Below are 24,245 nucleotides of genomic sequence, written 5' to 3'. Positions count from 1 at the left end.
TTAACGCCATTGACGTTTTTAACGTCACTTCATTCAATGAACTTTTTCACAATTATGGATCAATTTTTTATCTAAATTGTTAAATTGAACATCAACCTACGGAAATTGATTATGAATGAAAAAACGTTACGGATAACAAGTGACGCTCAGGGATCTCACTCGTTGTTGTCACAAATAAAAATATTCGGCATACCATTCCATCTTTTTGCCCTACTCTTTCTTGTGGTTCTGACTGCGCATATTACAGATACGCTTCCTAATAATATTGTTGGCGGCTTCTGCTTTATGTTTGTTGTCGGAGCAATATTTGGTGAATTCGGTAAACGTTTGCCGATATTTAATAAATATATTGGTGGCGCACCAGTGATGATTTTTCTTGTCGCGGCATGGTTCGTCCATACTGGATTGTTGACCCAAAGAGAAATTACCGCTGTCACCGATGTCATGAAAAAAACGGACTTCCTTGACCTATTTATTGCGGTACTGATTACCGGTTCAATTCTGGCAGTCAATAGAAAACTCCTGTTGCGTTCATTAGTTGGCTATATTCCAACCATTCTCGCAGCAGTAGCCGGAGCATCGATTCTCGGTATCTTAGGGGGTATGATTTTCGGTATTCCGGTGGACCGAATTATGATGCTGTATGTACTCCCGATTATGGGGGGTGGTAATGGCGCAGGTGCAATTCCCCTGTCTGAAATTTACGAGTCAGTAACGGGTGGTTCAAAAGAACAGTATTATTCAGTTGCTATTGCAATTCTTACGATTGCCAATATCGTTGCAATTGTTGCGGCTGCGATTCTGAACGGTTTAGGCGATAAAATCCCGTCACTAACCGGCAACGGAGAACTCATACGTAAATCAAATTTCAATGTGAACGAAGAAACCAAAAAAATCACGATTACACCTCGTGAAATAGCCATTGGCCTGATGCTTGCTGCCTGTGTTTATACATTCTCAGTCTCACTTTCCAAACACATTCTCCCAGGGTTTGGTGATATCAAAATTCATACATTTGCTTATATGGTCATCATTGTTGCACTCATCAACGGTGCCGGTCTTTGCTCGGATGAAATCAAAGAAGGTGCAAAACGTCTTTCTTCTTTCTTCTCTAAACAGTTGCTTTGGGTTTTGATGGTCGGTGTCGGTATTGCTTACACCGATCTGGGTGAAGTGGTCAATGCATTAACATTCACCAATGTTATTATTGCGACACTCATTGTAACCGGTGCAATTTTTGGCTCTGCACTCGGAGGTTGGATGATGGGCTTTTATCCGGTTGAATCTTCAATCACGGCGGGTCTATGTATGGCAAACCGAGGCGGTTCCGGTGACCTTGAAGTATTAGCTGCGTCTAACCGAATGAACCTACTCTCCTACGCCCAAATCTCTTCACGTCTTGGTGGCGGAATTGTTCTCATCATCGCCAGTGTTGTATTCGGGATATTTATGTAATTTTTCTTCCCTTGGAGCGCGTCATCCGACGCGCTCTGCCCAGACCTCCCCGCACCTAAAATCATATTGATATTTAACAATTGTGATATCGCGCGCATGGCGATAAAAATACAGGTTATTCAACGTCTAAAAATGGATTTTGAACCACACATGTCAATTCTATTTATCCATAGAGTCGATATAATCACGGATAACAATTAGCCTTAATCTACCGTTATGCTCAAAACGATCTTTCAAGCCGCTCATACACAGATATGTCAGAAGCTATCATTCCAACGCCGGGTTGCCCTTCTGCTCATCTTGGTTATTTCAATCCAGTTAATACTGGTCACGGTCTTTTTTCATCTTACGCTCAGTAAAAGTCTCGAACATCAATTTAGAACCAAAGCGGTCATTCAAGCCCGAGAGATTGCACATAATAAAGTATTAATTCACAACATCGAACAACACAATATTGAAGCGATTCAGCATACCGTCCATGAATTACAAGCCATCTCTGACGCTGACTTCATTGTGGTCGGCAATAAAGAAGGGATTCGGCTGGCACACCCTGAGTCAGATAAAGTCGGCTTTCCCATGCAAGGGGGGGATAATGTTCGAGCGTTAAAATACGGGGAATATTATTCATCGTTAAGGAAAGGAAGCTTAGGCTTTGCAATCCGTGGAAAGTCCGCCGTTATTAATCAACACAATGAGATTATCGGTGTCGTCTCCGTCGGTTACTTGATGAATAGTATCAGTGACTGGATGGCGTTATATTCCTATCCGCTTTTTTATGCTGTTTTTGCCCTGTTGATCTTATCCATGCTCGGTGCTTGGTTATTTACCAAACATATCAAACGACAAATGTTCGAGATGGAGCCGGAAGAAATTGCGCTCTCTCTGCGCTTACACAGTTCAATCTTACAAAGTGTTTATGAAGGCATTATCGCTGTCAGCACCCAAGGTAAGATTTTATCGGTCAATAACCGTGCACTCAAGACATTGGGTATCGCGCATCCGCCCAAGTATTTACTCGGCAGATCGATTACTGAATTCGTCACCCCCGCTTCATTTTTTATGGGGAGCGACCCACATGGTCAGGTTGATATCAGTGACCAACAAGATGAACTGATCACCTGCAACGGTGAAACACTGGTTGCCAACCGAGTCAACATTTGGGATCACGAAAAACATGTTGGCTGGGTTGTGAGTTTCCGTAGGCGGGATGATATCAATACCCTGACATCACAAATTTCACAAATTCGCCAGCATACGGAGAACCTTCGGGTCCTCAGTCATGAATACACCAATCGGTTATCCACTATCGGAGGATTAGTACAAATTGGCGCTTATGATGAAGCCATTCAGGCGATTCAGAAAGAAACCCAGAATCAACAACAGTTGATCGATTATATTACCCAAACTTTTTGCTCGCGTATTATTGCCGGACTCCTTCTGGGCAAATATAGCCGCGCAAAAGAACTCGGCTTACAGCTGGATTTTGATCCACTCTGTCAGGTGAAAAAAGAACCACAATGTATGTCATCCGACGAACTGGCCGCAATTTTGGGGAATCTACTTGACAATGCCTTTGAAGCTACTTTAAAAAGCGATAGCAGTAATAAAACGATCACACTGCTTTTAACCGATGCCTCAGACGAGCTCGTCATTGAGGTAGCGGACAATGGTATCGGTATCCCCGAAGCAATTTCTGATTCACTTTTTACCAAAGGCGTCAGTAGCAAGGAACAACCGGGACATGGTATCGGTTTATATCTGGTCCATCGTCTGGTCACTCAGGCCAATGGCACAATATTGATTGATCATGCAGACCCCCAAGGTACCATTTTTTCTATTTTCATCCCTAACGTGAGTACATAATAATGGATGTATTTGATGTATTGATTGTTGAAGATGAAGTCAGTATCTCTGATTTTCACACTTACTACCTGAATCAAATGCCTAGGTTTCGTCCGGTTGGTGTTGCCCGCTCTCTGGCTGAAGCGCGGAATATGCTCCGCTTTTTAAAACCACAATTAATTATATTAGATAACTTTCTTCCCGATGGATGTGGTCTGGATTTACTGAAAGAGATGATTTCCGGTGGAAACACACCGGATGTGATTTTTGTCACCGCAGCCTCAGATATGGAAACCGTCCGTGAAGCAGTTCGCTGTGGTGTATTTGACTATCTGCTCAAACCGATTGCCTACGACCGATTACAGGATTCACTTGAACGCTATTTAAAGTATAACAATTCTCTGAGAGCCGCAGATAACTTCAATCAAAGGCATGTCGATGAATTACTCAACTTCCAATCAAAAGCACAATACCATCAAGATAATCTCCCCAAAGGGATTGATGAACTAACCCTAGATAAGATTAAGGTCATTTATCAAGAAAAGGATGTGACACACACTGCGGAATCTCTGGGTAAACTGGTTGGTATCAGTAAAACAACCGCTCGTCGATATCTGGAATATTGCACATCCTCCAGCTTCCTTGAAGCGATAATCCAACACGGTCGGGTTGGCAGGCCTGAAAGGCTATACCGTCGAAAGTAAAACCATGGATGGGTCAGTCTTGTTACTGGCTCTTTTCATTGTGATGCACTTACCATACTCATCTTCTACCATCACAGCATGATCGGCCTGCTGGGCACAATCATTGATGAATACCATGATTGATATACATCACTCGTTCAGTACATCTTTTGACTGTATAATCCGACAGCCCGCTTGAGCCATTCTATCCAACGCTTTCTTTTCATCGTCAGAATTGAGGTTCACAGCACGACAAGCATCCTGGACAACATAAGTTTTAAAACCAAGTTCAACCGCGTCAAGCGCTGTATATAGCACACAGTAGTCTGTCGCAAGCCCGACAATATACAATTCATCCGAACCGATTTCTTTCAAATAATCCAAAAGTCCGGTTGATTGCAGTTTTCCATTGTCAAAGAATCCACTGTAACTATCAATCTCAGGATGACTGCCTTTATAGACAATATATTCAATATTGTTCTGTGCGAGTCCGGGAATAAATTCAGCTCCCCAAGATGATTGAATACAATGATCGGGCCATAGAATCTGCTCAATGCCATTCAGCTCAATCATCTCACCAGGAGACATATGGTGTACGGACGCGAAACTCCCGTGTCCTGCGGGATGCCAGTCTTGCGTTGCGACAACATGCTTAAAACAAGACATTAACCGATTGATTACTGTAACGACACAATCTCCATCAGGCACAGGCAACGCACCAGATGGTGAAAAATCATTTTGAACATCGACGATCACTAACGTTTGAGTCATATCTTCCTCCTGAATACAGCTATCCTTATAACATCACATGCTCAAATCAAAATCACTGTTGGTCATAAAATGGCGGGTTGTGATTGCAGTTACGATTATCAATGCAATAATGACCTTCTTTAAAGTATATCATACTGATAAATAGCACTGCTTATTGGATTTGACTAATATTGTCAATCATATTGATGATATCCATGTCTATAAATGAAAGATTGTTCGAAAAACACGATACCCAGATTTTTTCCTAATTTAAAACGATTAATCATCATATATATCCAACTTTCTTACAATGAAAACGCTAACATTCTTATATAACTCTGTTCCAAACTAGCGAGTCTCACAAAAGAAAAATTAAGAAAATTTTCTCACATTAGAGACTGAAGTGCATATTTTTTGTTTTTTTAGATGATTTTATTTTATTTTACACTTTATCCACTATGCCTCACCCCTCCTAGCGATTGACTAGCTGTATCAAGACCACGACTCCCTCTTCTGATAATTATGACGATAAGCAACTATTTACATTAAAACAAAGAGCAAATAACTTAAATTCATAATGATGATTCAAAAGAGGAATATTTTAACGAAGTACTATTCACTCAAGAAAATTTTCCGTCACTTTTAAGTTTTTATATGCAATTGATCACTGGTCGGAGGAGATAAAGTATATATATCAATAATAATGATGTAATAAATATGTTTAAAAAAATACATAAGATGAAGAGAGTTGAGTTCAGCTCCTCACCCAGTGTTCATAACTTTTCCATCTGTTCTCAGTCATATGAACTCACAGAAGGACGGAAAATACAACGTATTAGAACGAGATGTAGAAACATCACATTGGACAATGTGGCAATAATAAACAATTGAACAACTGACGTTTGGCGGTAGGTAGATATGATGAATAATGTAATATGTAGCAAGTACGGCATCACACTTCGTAAGTGGAATGATGATGATATTCAAGGGTATGCGACATTGGCTTCCGATGAAGAAAATATGAAGTTTATTTCTTCTGGGCAGGCAAGAACAATCGATATCATCAAAGGTGAAGTTGAAGGATTTAGGCAAAATCAGGAACAAAAAGGATGGGCTCGCTGGGTCGTTTCTCAAGGCGTAAATGCCCCTTTCATGGGGTATGCAGGATTTGAAGAGAAACAATTTGGTATTAACTTCGGGATGCGTTATTTACCAAAATACTGGGGAACGCCCTGGACATATTTAGCAGGACACACAGCATTATGCTGGGCCTTTGACGTACTGGGATTCACGTCCGTTTACACACTCACAAACATTAAACACACCCGTGCAATTCAGATGAATCTGAAATACCTCAACCTTGACCGTGAACAGTGCCGAGTTGTTTCCACCCCATTCGGTGATCACCTCAAGATTGACTATGACCGAGATAACTTCTTCAGGGTCAGAGACAAAAACGAAAGTACTGCTCAGAAACTGTATCAGTACATTCAGAAACAAGAAACACGGGAAACAGTACATGCAAAATATTGATCAATCCACATTATGCCGGGATGTCCCTATCTCGGCATTATGTGATGTAAAGCTATGGAATCACTTTTCAGTACTGACAGCGTTATATATACCATTTGGATTATTATTATTGCTGTTTCGGCTGTTGCTGATTGGTGTTTACGGACTGGTGTTTCCGATATTTCCTTATGCAAAAAGAAAGTCGGTATATCGGATCTTCATCCGGCTGTTAGGCATACAAGTTCGTTGTAATATGACCCCCGAAGCTGTGGGTAAATATACTGCTGGGAGTGTTGTTGCATGCCCTCATGTCAGCATTTTTGATCATATCCCGGGGCTGGCAATGCCGCACGCGACACTGATGATTGATAAATCGGATAGTCCTCTGGGCAAATTTGTGGGCTACATATTATTTAAAGGCTCGAATTCCAACTATTGGCTCGTCAGAAATCAGCGGCAGTTAGTGCAGAGTTTCAAAGAGTGGAATAAAGAGCCGGAAAAACATGCGCTATACATTACCCCAGAAGCCACGATCAATAACGGACAAGCGCTATTCCGGTTTCGTCCTGAATTTATGATCCGAGGCCAACCCGTCGTCCCGAACGCTTTAAAAGTCAGGCTTCCTTTCGGGTTGTCTCCAAGCCCGATAATGTCTCCGGGATATGTCCGCTTTATGACAATTCTCATGATGCCCTATATCCATTTTGAAATGACTTATCTGGATAAGCTTCATTACTCTCGGGAGCAATCACCGCAAGAATTTGCCGACTCCGTTCAACAGGCTATCGCCGATTATCTGAAGATACCGGCCACCCATTGGACCAGAGACGATAAATATAGTTACAGAGAGCAGTTAAAGCAGCTATGAATGTCATCTTTGATTTTGATAATACGTTACTTCCGGAAGAGAGTACGGTAGAAGTCTTGAAAATCGCATTGAGTCATAAAAAAGGTGGTGATGAAACAATGCGGTATCTGGCAGAAATCGCACCTCGGGCATTTGCCGGACGCGCCACTTGGCAAGAGAAACTGTTCATGCTCAGAACAGCAATGTTCGTCACCAAGCAAACAATCGATCAGTATGTTGCGAGTCGGGTAGATGCTTTGGAGCCCGTATTGAAAGATACATTCCGTACGTTAACCGACAAAGGTATCAAGCTCCATGTTATCTCTGGTGGTTATACGGAATGGATCGCCCCGTTATTAGATGCATGGGGCATTCAATATGATCAACTCACTGCGAACCGTTTTATCTGGCTGGGAAATCGGGTGCTCAGTATACGACCTTCCCCGCTACTTTCCTCGAAGGGGAAAGTACAGGTCATCGAGCAATGGAAAAGTCAGAATAAAACGACAGGTAAGTTTATTATTGTGGGTGACGGATCCGCTGATCAGGATACATTACGCTATCGTGCCAGTGATGCCTTTGTTTCAGCGGAATATTTCCAAAATAATCAGCTCCCTTCGATGGAACAGATGAGACGGGCTTCGACACCGGCAGAAGTGGGACAGCATATTGACCATTTCTTAACGCAGCTCTGCCCTAGTTAAAATCTACATTGCATCTTGTAAATATATGTAGTGAGCCAACGGTTCACTGCATATGATTACCTTTCTTATATCATCTCTTACGCTGATAACACCGTTCAGGACGACCAACCATCCCATAATTGACATCAGAGCTCACTTCTCCGGTACCGTTCAGATATTCCAGATAGCGTCTGGCACTGGTTCGGCTTGTTCCGATCTGCTCTCCGGCTTCATCCGCCATCTAAAAGAATCAAATCCGGCGCAAGAAGTGACAGTTGCACCTCAGCCTCGACCCTATTGGTGGCAATACCGACAACCTCAAAGCCATCGATTTGTTCCAAATAACGCTGATGCTCAGTGATGGTGAACTCAATTTTCTCTGGGGAAAGACCGATTACTTTCACATTCACATCACTGGCAATTCTATTGCTGATCAGTCCACTCATCAGTACCATGCTCAGTCATTGGAAAACACAGAAAACCTCATTACATCACTCTTAAATTTGAGGTTCTTGAATTTGATATACAGCCCGGCATCAGCTGGGCTTTTTTACCTAACTGAGTTTACCTTTTTTTAACAATTTCATTCTCTTCCATCGAACCATGCATCACTTCCTGCTATGATGATAAAAAAGCTCGTTATAGGGAAACCTACATGCATACAGAATTATTGGAAATTAAACAATTTTTTGCCCAATACCCGCCATTCAACGAGTTTGAAGATGCCGTCCTTGAAGAGATTATCCAACAGATAGAGATCACCTATTTTCGAAAAGGAACGCCGATCATTCAAAACGGCGGTGCGATTCAGGAGCTGTTCATGATCCGGAGTGGCGCTGTCGAAGTCTATCGACGCAAAGGTGAACTCTACAATCGTCTTTCACAAGGCGATCTATTTGGTCAAATGGGATTACTGACCAACAACAAAGTCGTTTTCCCTGTCACAGCGATTGAAGATACATTGGTCTATCGAATTCCAGAATCACTGTTCCAGTCTCTGTACGATAACTACGAAATCTTTGCCGACTTTGTTGAGGTCAATGATAAAACCAGACTGCGTCATGCGGTTTCCAGTACTGTAGAAACCAATGACCTGTCCACCGCCAAAGTTAAAAATCTGCTGACAGGGGAAGCGATTTGGATTCCACCGGAGACGTCGATCCATGAAACAGCGCAAAAAATGGCTGAAGAAAATGTCTCTGCCCTGCTGATATTGAACACCGACCCAACCACAACAGATTGCCATGATGACAAACCTCAATTAGGTATCATTACAGATAGAGATCTTTGTAGTCGAGTACTGGCAAATGCCATTTCTCCACAGCGTCCGATTCATGAAGTAATGACAACCGAGCTGTTAACACTCGATCATAATGCTTACGTTTATGAAGCCATGATGGTGATGTTGCGTCATCAAATTCATCATCTACCCATTTTGAAAGAGAACCAACCGTTAGGCATTCTCGAAACCACCGATTTGGTTCGTTATCAGTCACAAAACTCACTGCTATTAGTCAGTAGCATATTCCATCAAAACAGTGTCGATGATTTGGTGACGATTGCCGAGCAGGTGAAAGAAAGTTTTGTTCGTCTGGTCAATGAAGATGCGAATGCCCATATGATTGGCACTGCGATGTCAGTGATTGGTCGAAGCTTTAAACAACGAATTATTGAGTTGGCTGAAGCAGAATACGGGCCGCCCCCCATCCCTTACTGTTTTCTGGCACTGGGTTCAATGGGAAGAGATGAACAACTCGTAGTCACGGATCAGGATAACGCAATTATTCTCGACAACCGTTATGATGCCAATAAGCACGATGACTACTTCAGTAAACTCTCTCAGTTTGTTTGTGATGCGCTCGCTCTCTGCGGTTACAGCTATTGTACCGGTGGGATTATGGCAACGAATCCGATTTGGCGGATGACCCGTCAGGAATGGGAAGTTTGCTTCTCCGATTGGATTGATGATCCGAATCCTAAGGCACTACTGAATGCATCAATTTTCTTCGATCTCGATGGCGTCTATGGGCAAACGCGCTGGGCAGAACAACTCAATCGGTTTATCGTCAGGCGCGCTCAAAGAAGTCCGCGTTTCCTCGCTTGTTTAGCCCGAAATGCGTTGAACCGTACCCCACCACTAGGATTTTTCAAAAACTTTGTGATGGAAAAAGATGGTCGCCACAATAACTCCATCAATCTAAAACGACGGGGAACCGCACCGCTAGCCGATGTCATTCGGGTTCATGCCCTTGCGATTGGCTCACATGCGAAAAATTCATTTGAGCGATTAGATGACATTATCGAATCAGGTTTGCTGCCAAAAGGCGGCGGTGAAAATCTCAGAGATGCGCTTGAATTTATTTCCATGGTGCGTATCCGTCATCAAGCCTACGATGTTGAGAACCGGATTGAGCCGGACAACAATATTGAGCCGGAAAATCTCTCAGACTTTGAACGACGTAACCTGAAAGATGCATTTCAAATTTTGAGCAATGCGCAAAACTTTTTGAAATATCGTTATAAAGCTAACAGTTCACCACGTGCATCATAAAATGCTAAAAAAACTATTGAAAGCCCCCAGCATTGACTGGCAGAAGAAATATCAACTCAAGCAGAAACGGGTCACGCACCCGTCTCTCAACTATTTTTATCAACAATTACTACCGGATGCAGATACCCCGATTGAGGAAATCGAGTTTCTGGCTCTTGATTTTGAAACCACAGGGCTGAATCCGGCTAAAGATGAAATCGTAACAATTGGAGCAGTACCTTTTACGCTGGATCGAATCCAACTGAGTCAGTGTAAACACTGGCTGGTGAAACCTCGTCGTCCCTTAAAAGAATCATCCATCATTGTTCATGGCATCACGCATACGGATATCATGGACGCTCCTGATTTAAATGAGTTCCTCGATGATATTCTCCATCTTATGGCGGGGAAAATCATTGTCGTCCATTACTATCCGATAGAACGGCAGTTTCTCGATCAGGCACTTAAAAAAAGAATTAAAGAAGGCATCGAGTTTCCGGTTGTTGATACAATGAATATTGAAGAAAGGATTTTGGCACAACAATCCGGTGGTATTCTCAATCTCATGAACAGTTTTAAGAAAAAACCGTCAGTACGCTTAGGAAATACGAGGGAGCGCTACGGACTACCACTCTATCCGCTCCATGATGCACTGCTTGATGCACTCGCGACGGCAGAACTGCTTCAGGCACAGATCGCCCATCATTATGATCGCGCTCGTCCAGTGAGTGATTTTTGGATATAAGTCAGCCGCAAAGCATTCACTGAAAAATACACCGCACAACAGCATCCGACGTACGATTTCGGACGTCGGACACCCTCACAATATCTTTCAATAAACTGCTTGTATTCTCATCTTCAGCCACGTTTCACTCTCGGCGGAAAATGCAGACAGTTCATCGAACAGAATTATGTGACAACGTCACCAATTGTTATCATCAGCCTTTGTCCAGACAGAAAAAAAGCCGACATATGTCGGCTTTTTTCAGTTTCAACAAACCGATCAATTAATCCAATCGTTCGGTTTTCATTCCCATAACCAGACTGACACACATCATCAGCAGGACAAATGTGAATGGCAGGGCTGTTGAAATCGCACCCGCTTGTAGTGCCTGAATCGCTTCTGTACCACCAATCCATAACAATGCAATTGCAATCGCACCCTCAATCGAAGCCCAGAAGATTCTCTGAGGCACAGGAGCATCAACCTTACCACCAGCGGTAATACTATCGATAACCAACGAACCGGAGTCAGAAGAAGTAATGAAAAATACCAAAACTAATACAACACCAATTAAAGAAAGTATTTTGCCGTAAGGTAAGACATCAAACATCTGGAACATCGCCAGTGAAACTTCAGTAATTCCTTTATGGCCCAGTTCACCAGCTTGATGAACCACTTGATCAATCGCCATACCACCGAATACAGACATCCAAACCACAGTCACAAGTGTCGGAACAAAAAGTACCGCTGTGATAAATTCTCTCACCGTACGACCCTTTGAAACCCGAGCAATAAACATACCGACAAATGGTGACCAAGAGATCCACCAAGCCCAGTAGAATACAGTCCAGCCTTGGAACCATGCTTCATCTTCACGGCCATGAGGATTACTTAAAGGAATAATATTTTCAATATAGGCAAGTAACGTGGTTTTAATCGAGTCAAACGTAACAGCATAACCAATCAAACCCACCGCGACCAACAGTAAGAAAGCGATGATCATGTTGATATTCGAAATGACTTTGACACCGCCATCAATACCACGAACCACTGAAACAACAGCTAACATAGTAACAACAACAATGACAACGACCTGTAACCCGATACCAGCTTCGATACCGAAGACATGATGGATACCACTTGCTGCCTGTTGTGCACCAAGTCCTAACGACGTCGCTAATCCGAATAACGTCGCAACGACGGCAAGGATATCAACCAGATGCCCGGGCCATCCCCAAGCACGATCCCCAAGTAGCGGATAAAAGATTGAACGTATCGATAACGGCAACCCTTTGTTATAGCAGAAAAATGCGAGAGACAGAGCAACAACCCCATAAATAGCCCACGGATGTAGTCCCCAGTGGAACATGGTCGCTCCTAACGCAAGTTTTGCAGCCTCCGGTGAATATGCTGCAACATTTAACGGCGTATTATACCACCCAGTATAATATGCCACAGGTTCAGCAACACTCCAGAACATCAGGCCTATCCCCATACCGGCAGCAAATAACATCGCCAACCAAGAGACGTAAGAGTAATCAGCCGTCGCTGATTGTCCACCCAAACGAATCTTACCGAATGGTGAAACCACAAGAATCAAACAGAAAACCACAAAAATATTACCAGCCCAAATAAAGAGCCAGTCAAAATTACCGATGATTTTCCATTTGATACCGTCTAAAACAGATTTTGCGGTTTCAGGATCAGCGACTAACGTTGCAACAAGGAACAACAGGATTAACCCCGCGCTAATACCAAATACGGGGTTATGGACATCAAACCCCCATTTCTGCACATTATCCTGACCGACAGTGTAATCTGTACTGTCGATACTATATTTATCAATACCTTTGGTCATAATTCCCCTCTTTATGATTTAGCCTTCAAATTATTATTGCCTATCCTTAGGAAAATCAGCTAAAAATCATCTAAATATGCCATAAACAAATACGTAATGGTCATAGAATAATTTATCTTAAAAAAATCAATAACGCTATCAAATGGTTAAAAAATAGACCAAAAAACAACTAAAATAGAATTTTATGGTCAAAAATAAAACACAGCTAACAAACTTTACTAACAAAAATGTTTTGTACACTAATATTTTATGTAGATTACAATATCGTAAAAATCTTATGCTACTGTTTCGCATACGACTGCATTGCAACCGAATGGCATTCATGTCATCCTTTGTCTGAACAACTCAGTAAGGTACGTTTCAGTCACCTTCTTTTCTGAAAAAATTGCAAAGAAAACGACGACATCAATACTTTTCTTCTGTGAACAAGTAAGATAATGTCCGCGTTATTTATATTAGTAATCACTCAAAGTCTGGATATTGATTTTGGAAAAACATGAAGAAGTACTGGTTGCTATACGCCAGATCATCCGAGCTATTGACCTCCATTCAAAAAAATTAAGCAAAATTGCAGGGCTCACAGGACCGCAACTGATACTGATGCGATCGATCGAACAGTTAGGTGAAGTCACGATTCGTGAACTTTCTCGTAATACGAATATGAGTCAGGCCACAGCAACGACCATTCTTGATCGTCTGGAAAGGAATGGTTATGTCCGCCGCGTACGTAGTGTGACAGACAAAAGAAAAGTTCACGCTCATTTGACGGAATTCGGTCAGGAACTGTTGCATAAAGCACCACAGCCCTTGCAGGACAACTTTGTTTCTCAGTTTCAACAGTTGGAAGAGTGGGAGCAGACATTACTGCTATCTTCGATCCAGCGCCTTTCAGCAATGATGAAAGCAGATAATATAGATGTCGCACCGATGTTAGAAATTGGTAGTATCTTGAATCACGAGTAACGAATTGACGATAGAGGCAATGGCTTACTTTCTTAAAAGATCCAGCGGAATGACATCACGACTGGATCTTTTTAGCACGAATCAAGTTTAAGCGCGTTTATAAAGCACCTTATTCCCCGCCAGTTGCACTTTTTCAACAAGATTATCTTCTAAAAGTTTTTTCAGTGCCCCTGTTGCCCAGCTAGCCGCTTTTGTTTCTTCCTGACCAGCTTCTAGTCCAATGCTTTTCGGATTAATGCCATCAACATGTTGAGTCACAATGTCCAGCACTTGTGCCTGCTTCGGGGTGAGATTTTCGTTGACGATTTTCGCTACCTTTGGCTGAACCGAAGAAACAGGGGTCTGCATCTTAGTTTCAGACTGTTTTAAAGTCGGTTTTACAGCAAAGGCTTTCATGCGCTTTTGCAGTTTATTCTGCACATTACGCTTGTGAGCAAGTCTCATCGAATATTCTCCATTACAACTGCCGAGACAGTATTCATTAAACAAAGTGCGGTTTATATCAAAAATTTTCCTTAATTTATAGACAGCAGAAATGATTTGGCATGAAAAGTCCGCTTTTAGGCTGAAAATGATTAAAAAGCAAACAAATCAGCACTGATAAAGCAACGATGAGACAAGAGCACTGTATCTTCTCAATACTTGGCGATATTATGTTCAGGAGTTTCAAGTGTCAGCTCCCAAGTCGTTATTTCTTCTGGAGAATCATCGATTGAAGAAAAAACATCGTGCCAAATGATTGTGGAACAGATATGCAGACGGTTCATCTTTCAAATTTTGAATTTGATTTTCAGCAGCGATCTGTACGTTTAATGATAATTGCGTATGCTACAGTCGCCCTGCTTATCATCATGACAGCCAACACACTCTCTCTGGCTTTGGTTTATACTGCATTATTCTCCGGTGTCGCAGTACTGCTTTATTGGTTGATCCGCAAAAGTCAGGTGCGCTATACGCTGACCGCAACCCATTTCCAACAACATACGTTTCGCGGTGGTTGGGTTGTTAAGTGGAACAATATCCAAGAGATTAATCAATGTACCTACAATATCGATGGCTGGCACCAATCACTCCCGTGGGTCGGTATTCGTCTGAAGTCCTATACACCTTATCTTGACAGTATTTGTCCTCGCATTATCAGTGACATATTGTTGTCTCAGCGTGGGTTACTCTATTTGGGCATGAAACAGCATCATATCCGACTCTCTGAGTTTGAAGATATTGTTTTGGATCCGAGTCTATATAAATCGGCAGATGGACAACTATATTCCGGCTTACTGGCAATGCTGGCAAACCGGATGAGCTATCAAAGAAACTATCATGGATATGATATATTCATCCCCATGAGTGATTTAGGCATTCAAGGCGATGAACTGATTGGAATGGCCCGGCGCTATATTGCAGCAGCAGAGCCGGAGTTATCTCATCAATAGAGAGGCATCTCATCCGCAACAAAAGGATTTGAAGCTCGTTCATGACCAAATGTTGATTGTGGGCCATGGCCGGGAATAAACGTGACATCATTGCCCAATGGCCAAAGCTTTGTTTTGATCGAACGAATGAGTGTCTCGAAGTCACCTTGAGGAAAGTCAGTTCTTCCGATACTTCCCTGAAACAAAACGTCACCGACAAAAGCAACCTTTGCTGACTCACTAAACAAACAAACATGACCCGGAGTATGACCTGGCGTATGATAAACCTGAAGCGTTTGATGGCCAAAAGCAACCCAATCCCCTTCATTCAACCACTGATCGGGGGCAAATGATGTCGTCCGGGGAAAACCAAACATCTGACTTTGATTTTCCAGCTCTTGTAGCCAAAACAGATCGGCTTGATGAGGGCCAATAATATCGACATCGCCAAGCGATTGTTGCAAAGCCTGCGTGCCACCGACATGATCGAGATGTCCATGCGTTAGAACGATATGTACAACTTGTACACCTAATCCCTGGATCACTTCTGCAAGATGCTTTTCATCACCACCGGGGTCAATCACGATGCCCTTCATTGTTTCATCACACCAAACAATTGAACAATTCTGAGCAAAAGCCGTTACGGGGACTATTTGATATTGAAGAGACATATTTTTCCTTATAAAACCTAATTTCAGTGAACTATGACACTCCAAGATAGCTTTGACAAGGCTCGACTAAACGACAAATCGTCTATTCAAAATGCCTCTATCACTCACCACAAACTTAGTCTGAGAACCACTCGTTCTTGTTGTGATGAACGCAGAGGCCATATTGACACAATATAGAATACGTCAAAACATCGATGAGATAATGGGATGAATAATCAGTGAAATTGCTTCACTTACAGTGAGAGTTTATGCTTACCATAACTAACTTTTGCTTTCAGATAGTCGGTATTACCAGCTTTAATATGGGCAGCCGTATGGACAATCTCGACAATTTCAATGCCATGTGTTTTCAAATCATTCACTTTCTTGGGGTTGTTCGTAACTAAGCGAATTTTAGTGATATTCAGAGCCTTCAGCATTTGCGCAGCTTCAGAAAACTCTCTGAGATCATCATCAAAACCAAGCTCTCGGTTTGCTTCGTAAGTATTCAACCCCTGACTTTGAAGCCGATAGGCATCAATTTTATTATACAAACCAATCCCCCGCCCTTCCTGACGAAGGTACAGAATGATTCCACCCAACTCTCCCATTTTCGTGATAGTTTCTTCTAGTTGTTCACCACAGTCACATCTTGATGAGTGGAATACATCACCAGTCAGACACTCTGAATGCATTCTCACTAAAGGAATTTCTTGATTTAAGTCTGCAGATTTAAAAATCAAAGCAACGTGTTCTTTCTCTGTATTCAAACCGTGAAAAGAGAGGATCTCAGCATCAATATCACTTTTTGCTCCAACTTTTAAATCCACTCTGGCTCGGACATCCGCCATATCAGTACTCTCTTACTCAGATATTTTTATATCAATAACAATCAAAATATTTTGCATTTACGTCGCCATCGCGAATACGAGGTGACGTTATAATATTACAAATAGAAAATACCACTAGATGTCCGAGAGAAAAAGAGATTATTCCATATTGCTGCGTAATCCTTGCAAATCATACGCATCAAACACCACTGACCTGCCTGATAAATAGCAACATGTATTACATCACTACAAATTTTCAATATAAAAAACCCGGTAATCAGTTGATTTACCGGGTTTCTTATATGTATGAGCCGCTACCTGTTAATGCGTCTGCGCTTTTTTCCACATGATTAGTTCGATCCAGACTCTTTCAATCTGCTCCAGCTCTTCATCAGTTAAAAGTGACAATGTTGAAGACGTATTTGGAAATGCATACGCGTGCTGCGACATAATCTGCTGGTAGAAGTCTTTCTTCAACTGAGTTACTTGAGAGTCCACTGCATCTATCCATTATCGGTAACAAGTAGAAAAATTTTATCATTTTCTCATTTATTGTCCTATGAATATTCAATTATTGGAATAAGAATCACATTTTATGTTATTTTTTTCTGCTAAGAGCAACTGAGTAAGTTGTTAATTTCATTGTCAATTACGCTGTCAACCCCAGATAAATGTCATAGCAAGCAACCCATCGGGCAAAAAATGGGCGATTTGTCTGCTGTGAATTTTTAATGGTTTATACCCACCAACCAGAGACCCCGATTCAGGCTGGTATGGTGAGAAAAAATCGCAAAACGATTCTTATAAAAAATGCCGGTCAGCTTTTAACTGACCGGCATTAGGCAAATATCTCGATTTTATAAGCGTTATCGCTGATATTCGTCAGAATTAATCATCTTCAGACTGATTTTGCTCATCTGAGAGATCATCCTCATTAGGCGATGCCACGTCTGATGACGAAACCTCAGGAGCATCCCCTGTTAGCGCACCTTCAGACTCGATATCAATATCGATATCAGCATCTTCCACTTCTTCGATTCGCTGTAGGCCGACCACTTTTTCGTCCTCTGAAGTCCGAATCAGTGTCACGCCCTGAGTATTACGACCAACCTGACTGACTTCTCCGACACGGGTTCGAACCAATGTTCCAGCATTGGTGATCATCATAAACTCATCACCTTCATCAACCTGCACCGCACCAACGACGCTACCGTTACGCTCAGATACTTTGATTGAAACAACCCCCTGAGTCCCACGGCCTTTCGTTGGGTATTCAGACAGGCTGGTGCGCTTACCATAACCATTTTCAGTGACTGTGAGTACATCACCATCGGTCTTCGGTACAATTAACGATACCACCTGATCACCATCAGCCAGTTTCATGCCTCGCACACCCGATGCAGTACGACCCATTGGTCTCACGCCTTTGAATTTGATCTCCGGCTGGCCATTTTCATCCAGCACTGGTTGACCATTTTCATCCACGACGGCGATTTCTTCTGCTTCTTTAAAGCGCACAACTTTACCGAATTTAGAGAACAACATGATTTCACTGTTCCCATCCGTAATATCGACACCAATCAATGAATCGTCATCCCGTAAGTTCACAGCAATCAGACCGTTAGAGCGAACATTGGCAAACTGATCAAGCGGTGTTTTCTTCACCGTCCCATCACCGGTTGCCATAAAGATAAATTTATCTGCAGCATATTCAGCAACCCGAAGAATAGCCGTGATCCGTTCATTTTCTTCCAGCGGAAGAATATTATTGATTGGCTTCCCTCGCGCAGTCCGAGTCGCATGAGGTAACTGATACACTTTGAGACGATACGTTTTACCACGCGTCGAGAAACACAGAATATTATCGTGTGTATTCGCCACCAACAGACGTTCAATATAATCTTCGTCTTTCATCTTCGTGGCACTTTTGCCCTTACCACCACGACGCTGGGATTCATAATCACTCAGAGACTGATACTTCACATATCTTTCATGAGATAAAGTAACAACGACATCTTCACGCGCGATCAGCTCTTCCATATCAATATCATGTGAAGCAGCTGTGATTTCTGTCAGACGATTATCACCGAAACCGTTTCTGATCGTTTCCAGTTCTTCCCGAATAACTTCCATGAGACGTTCAGTGCTGGAAAGAATCAACATTAACTCAGCGATTTCTTCCAGTAATCCCTTGTACTCATCGAGGATCTTTTCATGCTCAAGACCGGTCAGGCGGTGCAGTCTTAACTCAAGAATCGCTTGTGCCTGTTGCTCTGTCAGGAAATACAGACCATCACGGATACCATATTGTGGTTCCAGCCAGTCAGGTCGTGCAGAGTCTACACCCGCACGTTCCAGCATCGCTGCCACATCCCCTAAAGACCAGCCGCGCGCCAATAGACCCGCTTTGGCTTCTGCTGGTGTCGGTGCACGACGAATCAACTCAATAATGTCATCGATATTTGCCAGTGCAAGAGCCAGACCTTCAAGGATATGAGCACGATCCCGAGCTTTACGTAATTCGAAAATCGTACGACGGGTGACCACTTCACGGCGATGGTTAACAAAACACTTTAACAGTTCTTTCAAGTTAAACAGTTTGGGCTGACCATTATCGAGAGCAACCATGTTAATCCCGAAAGTCGTTTGCAACTGAGTCTGTGAATACAGATTGTTCAGTACCACTTCTCCGACAGCATCACGCTTACATTCGATAACAATACGCATCCCGTCTTTATCAGACTCATCGCGCAGTGCACTGATACCTTCGACTTTTTTATCTTTGACCAGTTCCGCGATCTTCTCGATCAGACGAGCTTTATTGACCTGATACGGAATTTCAGTCACAACAATGGTTTCACGACCATTCTTATCACTTTCGATATCCGCTTTGGAGCGGAGATAAATTTTCCCCCGACCCGTTTTATAGGCATCAATGATACCTTTCCGTCCACTAATCATGGCAGCAGTTGGAAAGTCCGGGCCCGGAATATATTCGAGCAATTCATCGATCGTAATATCTTCATTGTCGATGAAAGCAAGGCATCCATCGATAACTTCCCCTAAGTTATGGGGCGGAATGTTGGTCGCCATACCAACCGCAATTCCAGAAGCACCATTGACCAACAAGTTCGGTACTTTTGTTGGTAATACGGCTGGAATTTGCTCGGTATCATCGTAGTTTGAGACATAATCGACGGTTTCTTTATCCAGATCGGCAAGCAGCTCATGGGAAATTTTTGCCATCCGAACTTCGGTATAACGCATTGCTGCCGCAGAATCACCATCAATTGAGCCAAAGTTGCCCTGGCCATCGACCAGCATATAACGAAGTGAAAACGGTTGTGCCATCCGTACAATTGTGTCGTAGACGGCACTATCACCATGGGGGTGATATTTACCGATGACATCGCCGACAACACGGGCCGATTTTTTGTAGGGTTTATTCCAATCATTCCCCAACACGCTCATTGCGTATAGTACCCGACGGTGCACAGGTTTAAGTCCGTCACGTGCATCAGGAAGTGCCCGACCTACAATGACCGACATTGCATAGTCAAGGTACGAGCCTCTCAGCTCATCTTCTATACTGACAGGCGTGATCTCTTTAGCTAGATCGCTCATAGAGCCATTGTCCCTCTATAGTTTGATCGTATATTCGATACGTATAAGACCGGAAAATATAACACAGGTTTTGCTACTTCGGCATCACTTTCACTCTCCTTTTCTCAGCTTGTTACATCGGTCGCGAATTAACTGCCTATATTTTATTCACTTCTTCAAGAGTCATTGATTCATCAGTGCATTTTTTCAACGTATAAGCCAATCCACTTTCTACCGTCATCAGGATATTAGCGAACCAGGATCAATTGATGAGATGAATAGATAGTAAATATTGCGGGTTTCAGAGACTGAAACTTTCGGGGACATTGCATTTCTGTATAATACGACGAGCAAAACGGTACATCGCGATTGCGACAATGTAGATATCAACAACGGATCTGAAAATGACGACACAGAATGTGGACCCGAGAGAAATTCAAAAGTTTGAAGACATGGCTTCCCGATGGTGGGATCTGGAAGGAGAGTTTAAACCACTGCATCAAATCAACCCACTTCGCCTAGATTATGTCTTGCAACAAGCCAATGGGCTATTCGGTAAACACGTTCTGGATGTCGGATGCGGTGGTGGTATTCTCACTGAAAGTATCGCACGCGAAGGTGCGACGGTCACAGGCCTCGACATGGGAAAAGAACCACTCGAAGTTGCACGGCTGCATGCACTAGAGAGTCATTTAAAAATTGATTATGTCCAGACAACCATTGAAGAACACGCCCAACGTCATCCAGCCGCTTATGATGTGGTCACATGTATGGAAATGATCGAGCATGTCCCTGAACCTCAATCCATTATTCAGGCATGTGCCCGACTGGTTAAGCCCGGCGGACATGTGTTCTTTTCAACCCTAAACCGTAATTTGAAATCCTATTTATTTGCGATTGTCGGTGCAGAAAAGTTGCTGAAGATTGTCCCGGAAGGCACACATGACCATGAGAAATTTATCCGTCCCTCAGAGTTATTCCGGATGATTGATCAGACCCCACTGCAAGAACGAGGGATCACGGGGCTACACTACAATCCCTTCACCCAAACATATCGTCTCGGACATCGAGTCGATGTCAATTATATTGTGCATACCATATTGCCCGAATAAGGTCATTTTTGGACCTTGTATCAAGTCTGTGCATCGGCTTGCTGGTGCACGTTTTTCATACATATTGATGAAATTAACACCAGAGATTTGATCTGATCATTTACCACTAAAGATCAAGCTGTTTTTTTTTCATTTTAGTAGAACTTCACTCAAATAAATGTCACCTGTTTTGCCATTCTCTTGTAAACACAGGTTCTCAGTAAGCAGCTACTAACAAAAAAATTTCATGCGCTGGTTATCCACAAGATGTCCCCTGATGACAAACTTGAAATAAACCCGCAATAGCACTATCTTGTAATCCGCAAGGCACGAAGACCCTATATATTGTGTTTGACGCATAATGTTATTTATATCAGATAAGCAAGACCCTAAACCTCAAATAATTCATAGTCGGTCTTATCAGTTTTGTTAGGGAAATAAAGCAGAATGAACCAACAACTCACAGTTACAAAGCGCGATGGACGTAAAGAACAAATCGATCTAGATAAGATCCATCGGGTTATCGCATGGGCAGCAGAAGAGCTGCAAAATGTATCGGTTTCACAAGTTGAACTCCGAGCCCATATCCAGTTTTATGACGGCATCACCACTTCCGACATTCATGAGACACTGATTAAATCCGCCGCCGATTTAATCTCCGAAGATTCGCCAGATTACCAATATCTTGCCGCCAGACTTGCCGTATTCCATCTGAGGAAAAAAGCATACGGTCAATATGAGCCGCCGACATTATTTAATCACGTAACAAAACTGGTTGAGATGGGCAAATATGACCGCCATCTCATTGAAGATTATACGCAGGAAGAGTGGATCGAACTGGGCAACTATATCGATCACCGCCGCGATCTAAACTTCTCTTATGCTGCCGTCAAACAATTGGAAGGTAAGTATTTTGTCCAAAACCGTGTAACAGGACAGATCTATGAGAGTGCCCAATTCCTGTATATTCTGGTCGCAGCCTGCTTGTTTGCCAAATACCCTCAGGAAACACGGCTGAGCTATGTCAAACGTTTCTACGATGCGACGTCGAAGTTTCAGATCTCGTTACCAACACCGATTATGTCCGGTGTCCGTACCCCGACACGCCAATTTAGCTCCTGTGTTTTGATTGAGTGTGGTGACAGCCTCGACTCAATCAATGCAACATCGAGTTCTATCGTCCGTTACGTGTCACAACGTGCAGGTATTGGTATCAATGCTGGTCGTATTCGTGCACTGGGTTCAGAAATCCGTGGCGGAGAAGCATTTCACACCGGTTGTATCCCTTTCTATAAATACTTCCAAACCGCTGTAAAGTGTTGCTCTCAAGGTGGCGTTCGTGGGGGGGCTGCGACAGTCTTTTATCCTCTGTGGCATCGCGAAGCACAATCTCTGCTGGTCCTTAAAAATAACCGTGGTGTTGAAGAAAACCGAGTCCGCCATATGGATTACGGCGTTCAGCTCAACAAGTTAATGTATACACGTCTGGTTCAGGGTGGCAATCTTTCTTTGTTCTCCCCTTCGGATGTACCGGGGCTCTACGATGCCTTCTTCCAAGATCAGGCAGAGTTTGAGCGTTTGTATACTCAGTATGAAAATGACGCTTCAATCAAGCGAGAAACCGTAAAAGCAGTTGAACTCTTTACCCTGCTGATGCAAGAACGAGCTTCCACTGGACGGATCTATATCCAAAACGTTGATCACTGCAATACTCATAGTCCATTTGATGCCAGCGTTGCCCCGGTTCGTCAATCGAATCTGTGCCTTGAAATTGCATTACCAACCAAGCCATTGAACAATGTTGAAGATGAAGAAGGCGAAATAGCACTGTGTACGCTGTCTGCCTTCAACCTTGGTGCGATTCAGTCTTTAGATGACTTTGAAGGTCTCTCTGATCTTGTTGTCCGCGCACTGGATGCGCTGCTTGACTATCAAGATTACCCACTCCCTGCTGCGCGTAAAGCAACCATGAATCGCCGGACGCTGGGTGTTGGCGTGATCAACTATGCCTATTATCTGGCAAAACATGGCGTCAAATATTCTGATGGTAGTGCCAATGACCTCACTCACCGTACTTTTGAAGCCATGCAATATCATTTGCTCAAAGCATCGATGAATTTGGCAAAAGAGCAAGGTCGTTGCCCTGCTTTCAATGAAACCAACTATGCGAAAGGCCTGATGCCAGTTGATACCTACAAAAAGGACATCGACCAACTCTGTGCTGAACCATTGCATTATGATTGGGATCAGCTTCGTGCCGATATCATGGAATATGGTTTGAGAAACTCAACGCTGACAGCGCTGATGCCTTCAGAAACATCGTCTCAGATTTCAAATGCAACCAATGGGATTGAGCCACCACGTGGTTATATTTCAGTGAAAGCATCGAAAGACGGTATTTTGAAACAGGTGGTGCCTGAGTTTACTGAGTTGAAATCTAACTACGAGCTCTTGTGGGATATCGGTTCAAATGAAGGCTATCTACATCTTGTAAGTATCATGCAAAAATTTATCGACCAATCGATTTCTGCAAATACAAACTATGATCCGACGCGTTACGCAAGCGGCAGAGTGCCAATGAAGCAACTACTTCAGGATCTACTGACTGCTTATAAATTCGGTGTAAAAACCCTGTATTATCACAATACAAGAGATGGCGCGAAAGACGATCAGAAGGATGTCACTTCATCAATCACTGAAGATGATGATTGTGCCGGTGGCGCTTGTAAGATTTAACGCGTATACCGGATAGAACTTTTCTCTGTCAACATATACCAGTTTTACACCCTCTCTCAACGAGAGGGTGAAACAG

Annotated in this window: 20 protein-coding genes and 1 pseudogene; 12 read left to right on the top strand and 9 right to left on the bottom strand. The window is 42.8% G+C overall.

Annotated features, from left to right (window positions below):
- Nucleotides 1–111 precede the first annotated feature (111 nt).
- The 3 genes from citS (at nt 112) to BSQ33_RS00620 (ending at nt 4,001) form a co-directional block, all read left to right on the top strand.
- A complete protein-coding gene (gene citS / locus BSQ33_RS00630) occupies nt 112–1,455 on the top strand; it encodes a citrate/sodium symporter CitS (RefSeq protein WP_021020357.1) in 1,344 nt (447 codons plus the stop codon).
- A 216-nt stretch (nt 1,456–1,671) separates the two neighbouring features.
- Nucleotides 1,672–3,318 carry an ATP-binding protein gene (locus tag BSQ33_RS00625; RefSeq protein WP_088132897.1) on the top strand — a complete coding sequence of 549 codons (1,647 nt, stop codon included), beginning with the start codon at nt 1,672–1,674 and terminating at the stop codon, nt 3,316–3,318.
- On the top strand, nt 3,318–4,001 hold the full coding sequence (locus BSQ33_RS00620) for a response regulator (protein WP_027694194.1): 684 nt from the start codon (nt 3,318–3,320) through the stop codon (nt 3,999–4,001). Before BSQ33_RS00625 ends, BSQ33_RS00620 begins: the two co-directional genes overlap by 1 nt.
- 129 nt (nt 4,002–4,130) lie before the next feature.
- Here BSQ33_RS00620 and pncA read toward each other — a convergent pair whose 3' ends face one another.
- Nucleotides 4,131–4,751: a bifunctional nicotinamidase/pyrazinamidase gene (gene pncA / locus BSQ33_RS00615; protein WP_088132896.1), complete on the bottom strand. Its 621-nt coding sequence runs from the start codon at nt 4,749–4,751 to the stop codon at nt 4,131–4,133.
- 897 nt (nt 4,752–5,648) lie between these two features.
- Here pncA and BSQ33_RS00610 point away from each other — a divergent pair.
- From BSQ33_RS00610 to BSQ33_RS00600, 3 genes are read left to right on the top strand one after another with little or no spacing between them, the layout of a single operon-like run.
- On the top strand, nt 5,649–6,263 hold the full coding sequence (locus tag BSQ33_RS00610; RefSeq protein ID WP_021020361.1) for a GNAT family N-acetyltransferase: 615 nt from the start codon (nt 5,649–5,651) through the stop codon (nt 6,261–6,263).
- The gene (locus tag BSQ33_RS00605) at nt 6,250–7,110 is read left to right on the top strand and encodes a hypothetical protein (RefSeq protein ID WP_021020362.1); all 861 of its coding nucleotides are present in this window, start codon (nt 6,250–6,252) and stop codon (nt 7,108–7,110) included. The genes BSQ33_RS00610 and BSQ33_RS00605 overlap by 14 nt, the downstream gene beginning before the upstream one ends.
- On the top strand, nt 7,107–7,793 hold the full coding sequence (locus BSQ33_RS00600; RefSeq protein WP_088132894.1) for an HAD family hydrolase: 687 nt from the start codon (nt 7,107–7,109) through the stop codon (nt 7,791–7,793). Before BSQ33_RS00605 ends, BSQ33_RS00600 begins: the two co-directional genes overlap by 4 nt.
- A 70-nt stretch (nt 7,794–7,863) precedes the next feature.
- On the opposite strand, the pseudogene BSQ33_RS22200 reads toward BSQ33_RS00600, so the two are convergent.
- Together BSQ33_RS22200 and BSQ33_RS22195 are read right to left on the bottom strand one after the other, a co-directional pair.
- Nucleotides 7,864–8,010: pseudogene (locus BSQ33_RS22200) on the bottom strand (two-component system response regulator); the annotation flags it as partial.
- Nucleotides 8,003–8,218, bottom strand: coding sequence for a hypothetical protein (locus tag BSQ33_RS22195; RefSeq protein WP_420070615.1), 216 nt, complete (start codon nt 8,216–8,218; stop codon nt 8,003–8,005). The gene BSQ33_RS22195 and the pseudogene BSQ33_RS22200, both read right to left, overlap by 8 nt.
- 209 nt (nt 8,219–8,427) lie before the next feature.
- Here BSQ33_RS22195 and BSQ33_RS00590 point away from each other — a divergent pair, with 209 nt between their 5' ends.
- A complete protein-coding gene (locus tag BSQ33_RS00590; RefSeq protein WP_021020366.1) occupies nt 8,428–10,323 on the top strand; it encodes a putative nucleotidyltransferase substrate binding domain-containing protein in 1,896 nt (631 codons plus the stop codon).
- 1 nt (nt 10,324) lies between these two features.
- Nucleotides 10,325–11,047, top strand: coding sequence for a 3'-5' exonuclease (locus BSQ33_RS00585; protein ID WP_027694196.1), 723 nt, complete (start codon nt 10,325–10,327; stop codon nt 11,045–11,047).
- 262 nt (nt 11,048–11,309) lie between these two features.
- Here BSQ33_RS00585 and BSQ33_RS00580 read toward each other — a convergent pair whose 3' ends face one another.
- The gene (locus tag BSQ33_RS00580; RefSeq protein ID WP_021020368.1) at nt 11,310–12,884 is read right to left on the bottom strand and encodes a BCCT family transporter; all 1,575 of its coding nucleotides are present in this window, start codon (nt 12,882–12,884) and stop codon (nt 11,310–11,312) included.
- 486 nt (nt 12,885–13,370) lie between these two features.
- Between BSQ33_RS00580 and BSQ33_RS00575 the strand changes: the two genes are divergently transcribed.
- Nucleotides 13,371–13,847 (top strand): MarR family winged helix-turn-helix transcriptional regulator, encoded by a 477-nt coding sequence (locus BSQ33_RS00575; RefSeq protein WP_021020369.1) that lies wholly within the window; start codon nt 13,371–13,373, stop codon nt 13,845–13,847.
- A gap of 87 nt (nt 13,848–13,934) precedes the next feature.
- On the opposite strand, the gene BSQ33_RS00570 is transcribed toward BSQ33_RS00575, so the two are convergent.
- The gene (locus tag BSQ33_RS00570) at nt 13,935–14,291 is read right to left on the bottom strand and encodes a hypothetical protein (protein ID WP_021020370.1); all 357 of its coding nucleotides are present in this window, start codon (nt 14,289–14,291) and stop codon (nt 13,935–13,937) included.
- A gap of 308 nt (nt 14,292–14,599) precedes the next feature.
- On the opposite strand from BSQ33_RS00570, the gene BSQ33_RS00565 reads away from it, so the two are divergent.
- The gene (locus BSQ33_RS00565) at nt 14,600–15,280 is read left to right on the top strand and encodes a DUF2982 domain-containing protein (RefSeq protein WP_021020371.1); all 681 of its coding nucleotides are present in this window, start codon (nt 14,600–14,602) and stop codon (nt 15,278–15,280) included.
- Here the strand turns inward: BSQ33_RS00565 and BSQ33_RS00560 are convergent.
- The 4 genes from BSQ33_RS00560 to gyrA form a co-directional block, all read right to left on the bottom strand.
- Complete coding sequence (locus tag BSQ33_RS00560) at nt 15,274–15,930, bottom strand: MBL fold metallo-hydrolase (RefSeq protein ID WP_021020372.1); 657 nt, start codon at nt 15,928–15,930, stop codon at nt 15,274–15,276. The two genes, BSQ33_RS00565 and BSQ33_RS00560, sit on opposite strands and share 7 nt — an antisense overlap.
- 233 nt (nt 15,931–16,163) lie before the next feature.
- Nucleotides 16,164–16,760, bottom strand: coding sequence for a GTP cyclohydrolase II (locus tag BSQ33_RS00555; RefSeq protein WP_021020373.1), 597 nt, complete (start codon nt 16,758–16,760; stop codon nt 16,164–16,166).
- 300 nt (nt 16,761–17,060) lie between these two features.
- Nucleotides 17,061–17,237 carry a hypothetical protein gene (locus tag BSQ33_RS21760; RefSeq protein ID WP_021020374.1) on the bottom strand — a complete coding sequence of 59 codons (177 nt, stop codon included), beginning with the start codon at nt 17,235–17,237 and terminating at the stop codon, nt 17,061–17,063.
- Nucleotides 17,238–17,627: 390 nt separating this feature from the next.
- Nucleotides 17,628–20,363: a DNA topoisomerase (ATP-hydrolyzing) subunit A gene (gene gyrA / locus BSQ33_RS00545; RefSeq protein ID WP_021020376.1), complete on the bottom strand. Its 2,736-nt coding sequence runs from the start codon at nt 20,361–20,363 to the stop codon at nt 17,628–17,630.
- Between the two features lie 383 nt (nt 20,364–20,746).
- Here gyrA and ubiG point away from each other — a divergent pair, with 383 nt between their 5' ends.
- Both ubiG and nrdA read left to right on the top strand, forming a co-directional pair.
- The gene (gene ubiG / locus BSQ33_RS00540; protein ID WP_088132892.1) at nt 20,747–21,454 is read left to right on the top strand and encodes a bifunctional 2-polyprenyl-6-hydroxyphenol methylase/3-demethylubiquinol 3-O-methyltransferase UbiG; all 708 of its coding nucleotides are present in this window, start codon (nt 20,747–20,749) and stop codon (nt 21,452–21,454) included.
- Nucleotides 21,455–21,880: 426 nt separating this feature from the next.
- On the top strand, nt 21,881–24,169 hold the full coding sequence (gene nrdA, locus BSQ33_RS00535; RefSeq protein ID WP_088132890.1) for a class 1a ribonucleoside-diphosphate reductase subunit alpha: 2,289 nt from the start codon (nt 21,881–21,883) through the stop codon (nt 24,167–24,169).
- The last annotated feature ends 76 nt before the right edge of the window (nt 24,170–24,245 follow it).

Source organism: Vibrio gazogenes, assembly GCF_002196515.1.
Taxonomy (GTDB): Bacteria; Pseudomonadota; Gammaproteobacteria; order Enterobacterales; family Vibrionaceae; genus Vibrio; species Vibrio gazogenes_A.
This window is presented reverse-complemented; position numbering and strand designations above follow the sequence as displayed.

Bases quoted from the DNA above. Each gene is read 5' to 3' on its own strand.
- citS (WP_021020357.1), top strand. From the start codon at position 112: ATGAATGAAAAAACGTTACGGATAACAAGTGACGCTCAGGGATCTCAC.
- BSQ33_RS00625 (WP_088132897.1), top strand. From the start codon at position 1,672: ATGCTCAAAACGATCTTTCAAGCCGCTCATACACAGATATGTCAGAAG.
- pncA (WP_088132896.1), bottom strand. From the start codon at position 4,751: ATGACTCAAACGTTAGTGATCGTCGATGTTCAAAATGATTTTTCACCA.
- BSQ33_RS00610 (WP_021020361.1), top strand. From the start codon at position 5,649: ATGATGAATAATGTAATATGTAGCAAGTACGGCATCACACTTCGTAAG.
- BSQ33_RS00605 (WP_021020362.1), top strand. From the start codon at position 6,250: ATGCAAAATATTGATCAATCCACATTATGCCGGGATGTCCCTATCTCG.
- BSQ33_RS00600 (WP_088132894.1), top strand. From the start codon at position 7,107: ATGAATGTCATCTTTGATTTTGATAATACGTTACTTCCGGAAGAGAGT.
- BSQ33_RS22195 (WP_420070615.1), bottom strand. From the start codon at position 8,218: ATGAGTGGACTGATCAGCAATAGAATTGCCAGTGATGTGAATGTGAAA.
- BSQ33_RS00590 (WP_021020366.1), top strand. From the start codon at position 8,428: ATGCATACAGAATTATTGGAAATTAAACAATTTTTTGCCCAATACCCG.
- BSQ33_RS00585 (WP_027694196.1), top strand. From the start codon at position 10,325: ATGCTAAAAAAACTATTGAAAGCCCCCAGCATTGACTGGCAGAAGAAA.
- BSQ33_RS00580 (WP_021020368.1), bottom strand. From the start codon at position 12,884: ATGACCAAAGGTATTGATAAATATAGTATCGACAGTACAGATTACACT.
- BSQ33_RS00570 (WP_021020370.1), bottom strand. From the start codon at position 14,291: ATGAGACTTGCTCACAAGCGTAATGTGCAGAATAAACTGCAAAAGCGC.
- BSQ33_RS00565 (WP_021020371.1), top strand. From the start codon at position 14,600: ATGCAGACGGTTCATCTTTCAAATTTTGAATTTGATTTTCAGCAGCGA.
- BSQ33_RS00560 (WP_021020372.1), bottom strand. From the start codon at position 15,930: ATGTCTCTTCAATATCAAATAGTCCCCGTAACGGCTTTTGCTCAGAAT.
- BSQ33_RS00555 (WP_021020373.1), bottom strand. From the start codon at position 16,760: ATGGCGGATGTCCGAGCCAGAGTGGATTTAAAAGTTGGAGCAAAAAGT.
- gyrA (WP_021020376.1), bottom strand. From the start codon at position 20,363: ATGAGCGATCTAGCTAAAGAGATCACGCCTGTCAGTATAGAAGATGAG.
- ubiG (WP_088132892.1), top strand. From the start codon at position 20,747: ATGACGACACAGAATGTGGACCCGAGAGAAATTCAAAAGTTTGAAGAC.
- nrdA (WP_088132890.1), top strand. From the start codon at position 21,881: ATGAACCAACAACTCACAGTTACAAAGCGCGATGGACGTAAAGAACAA.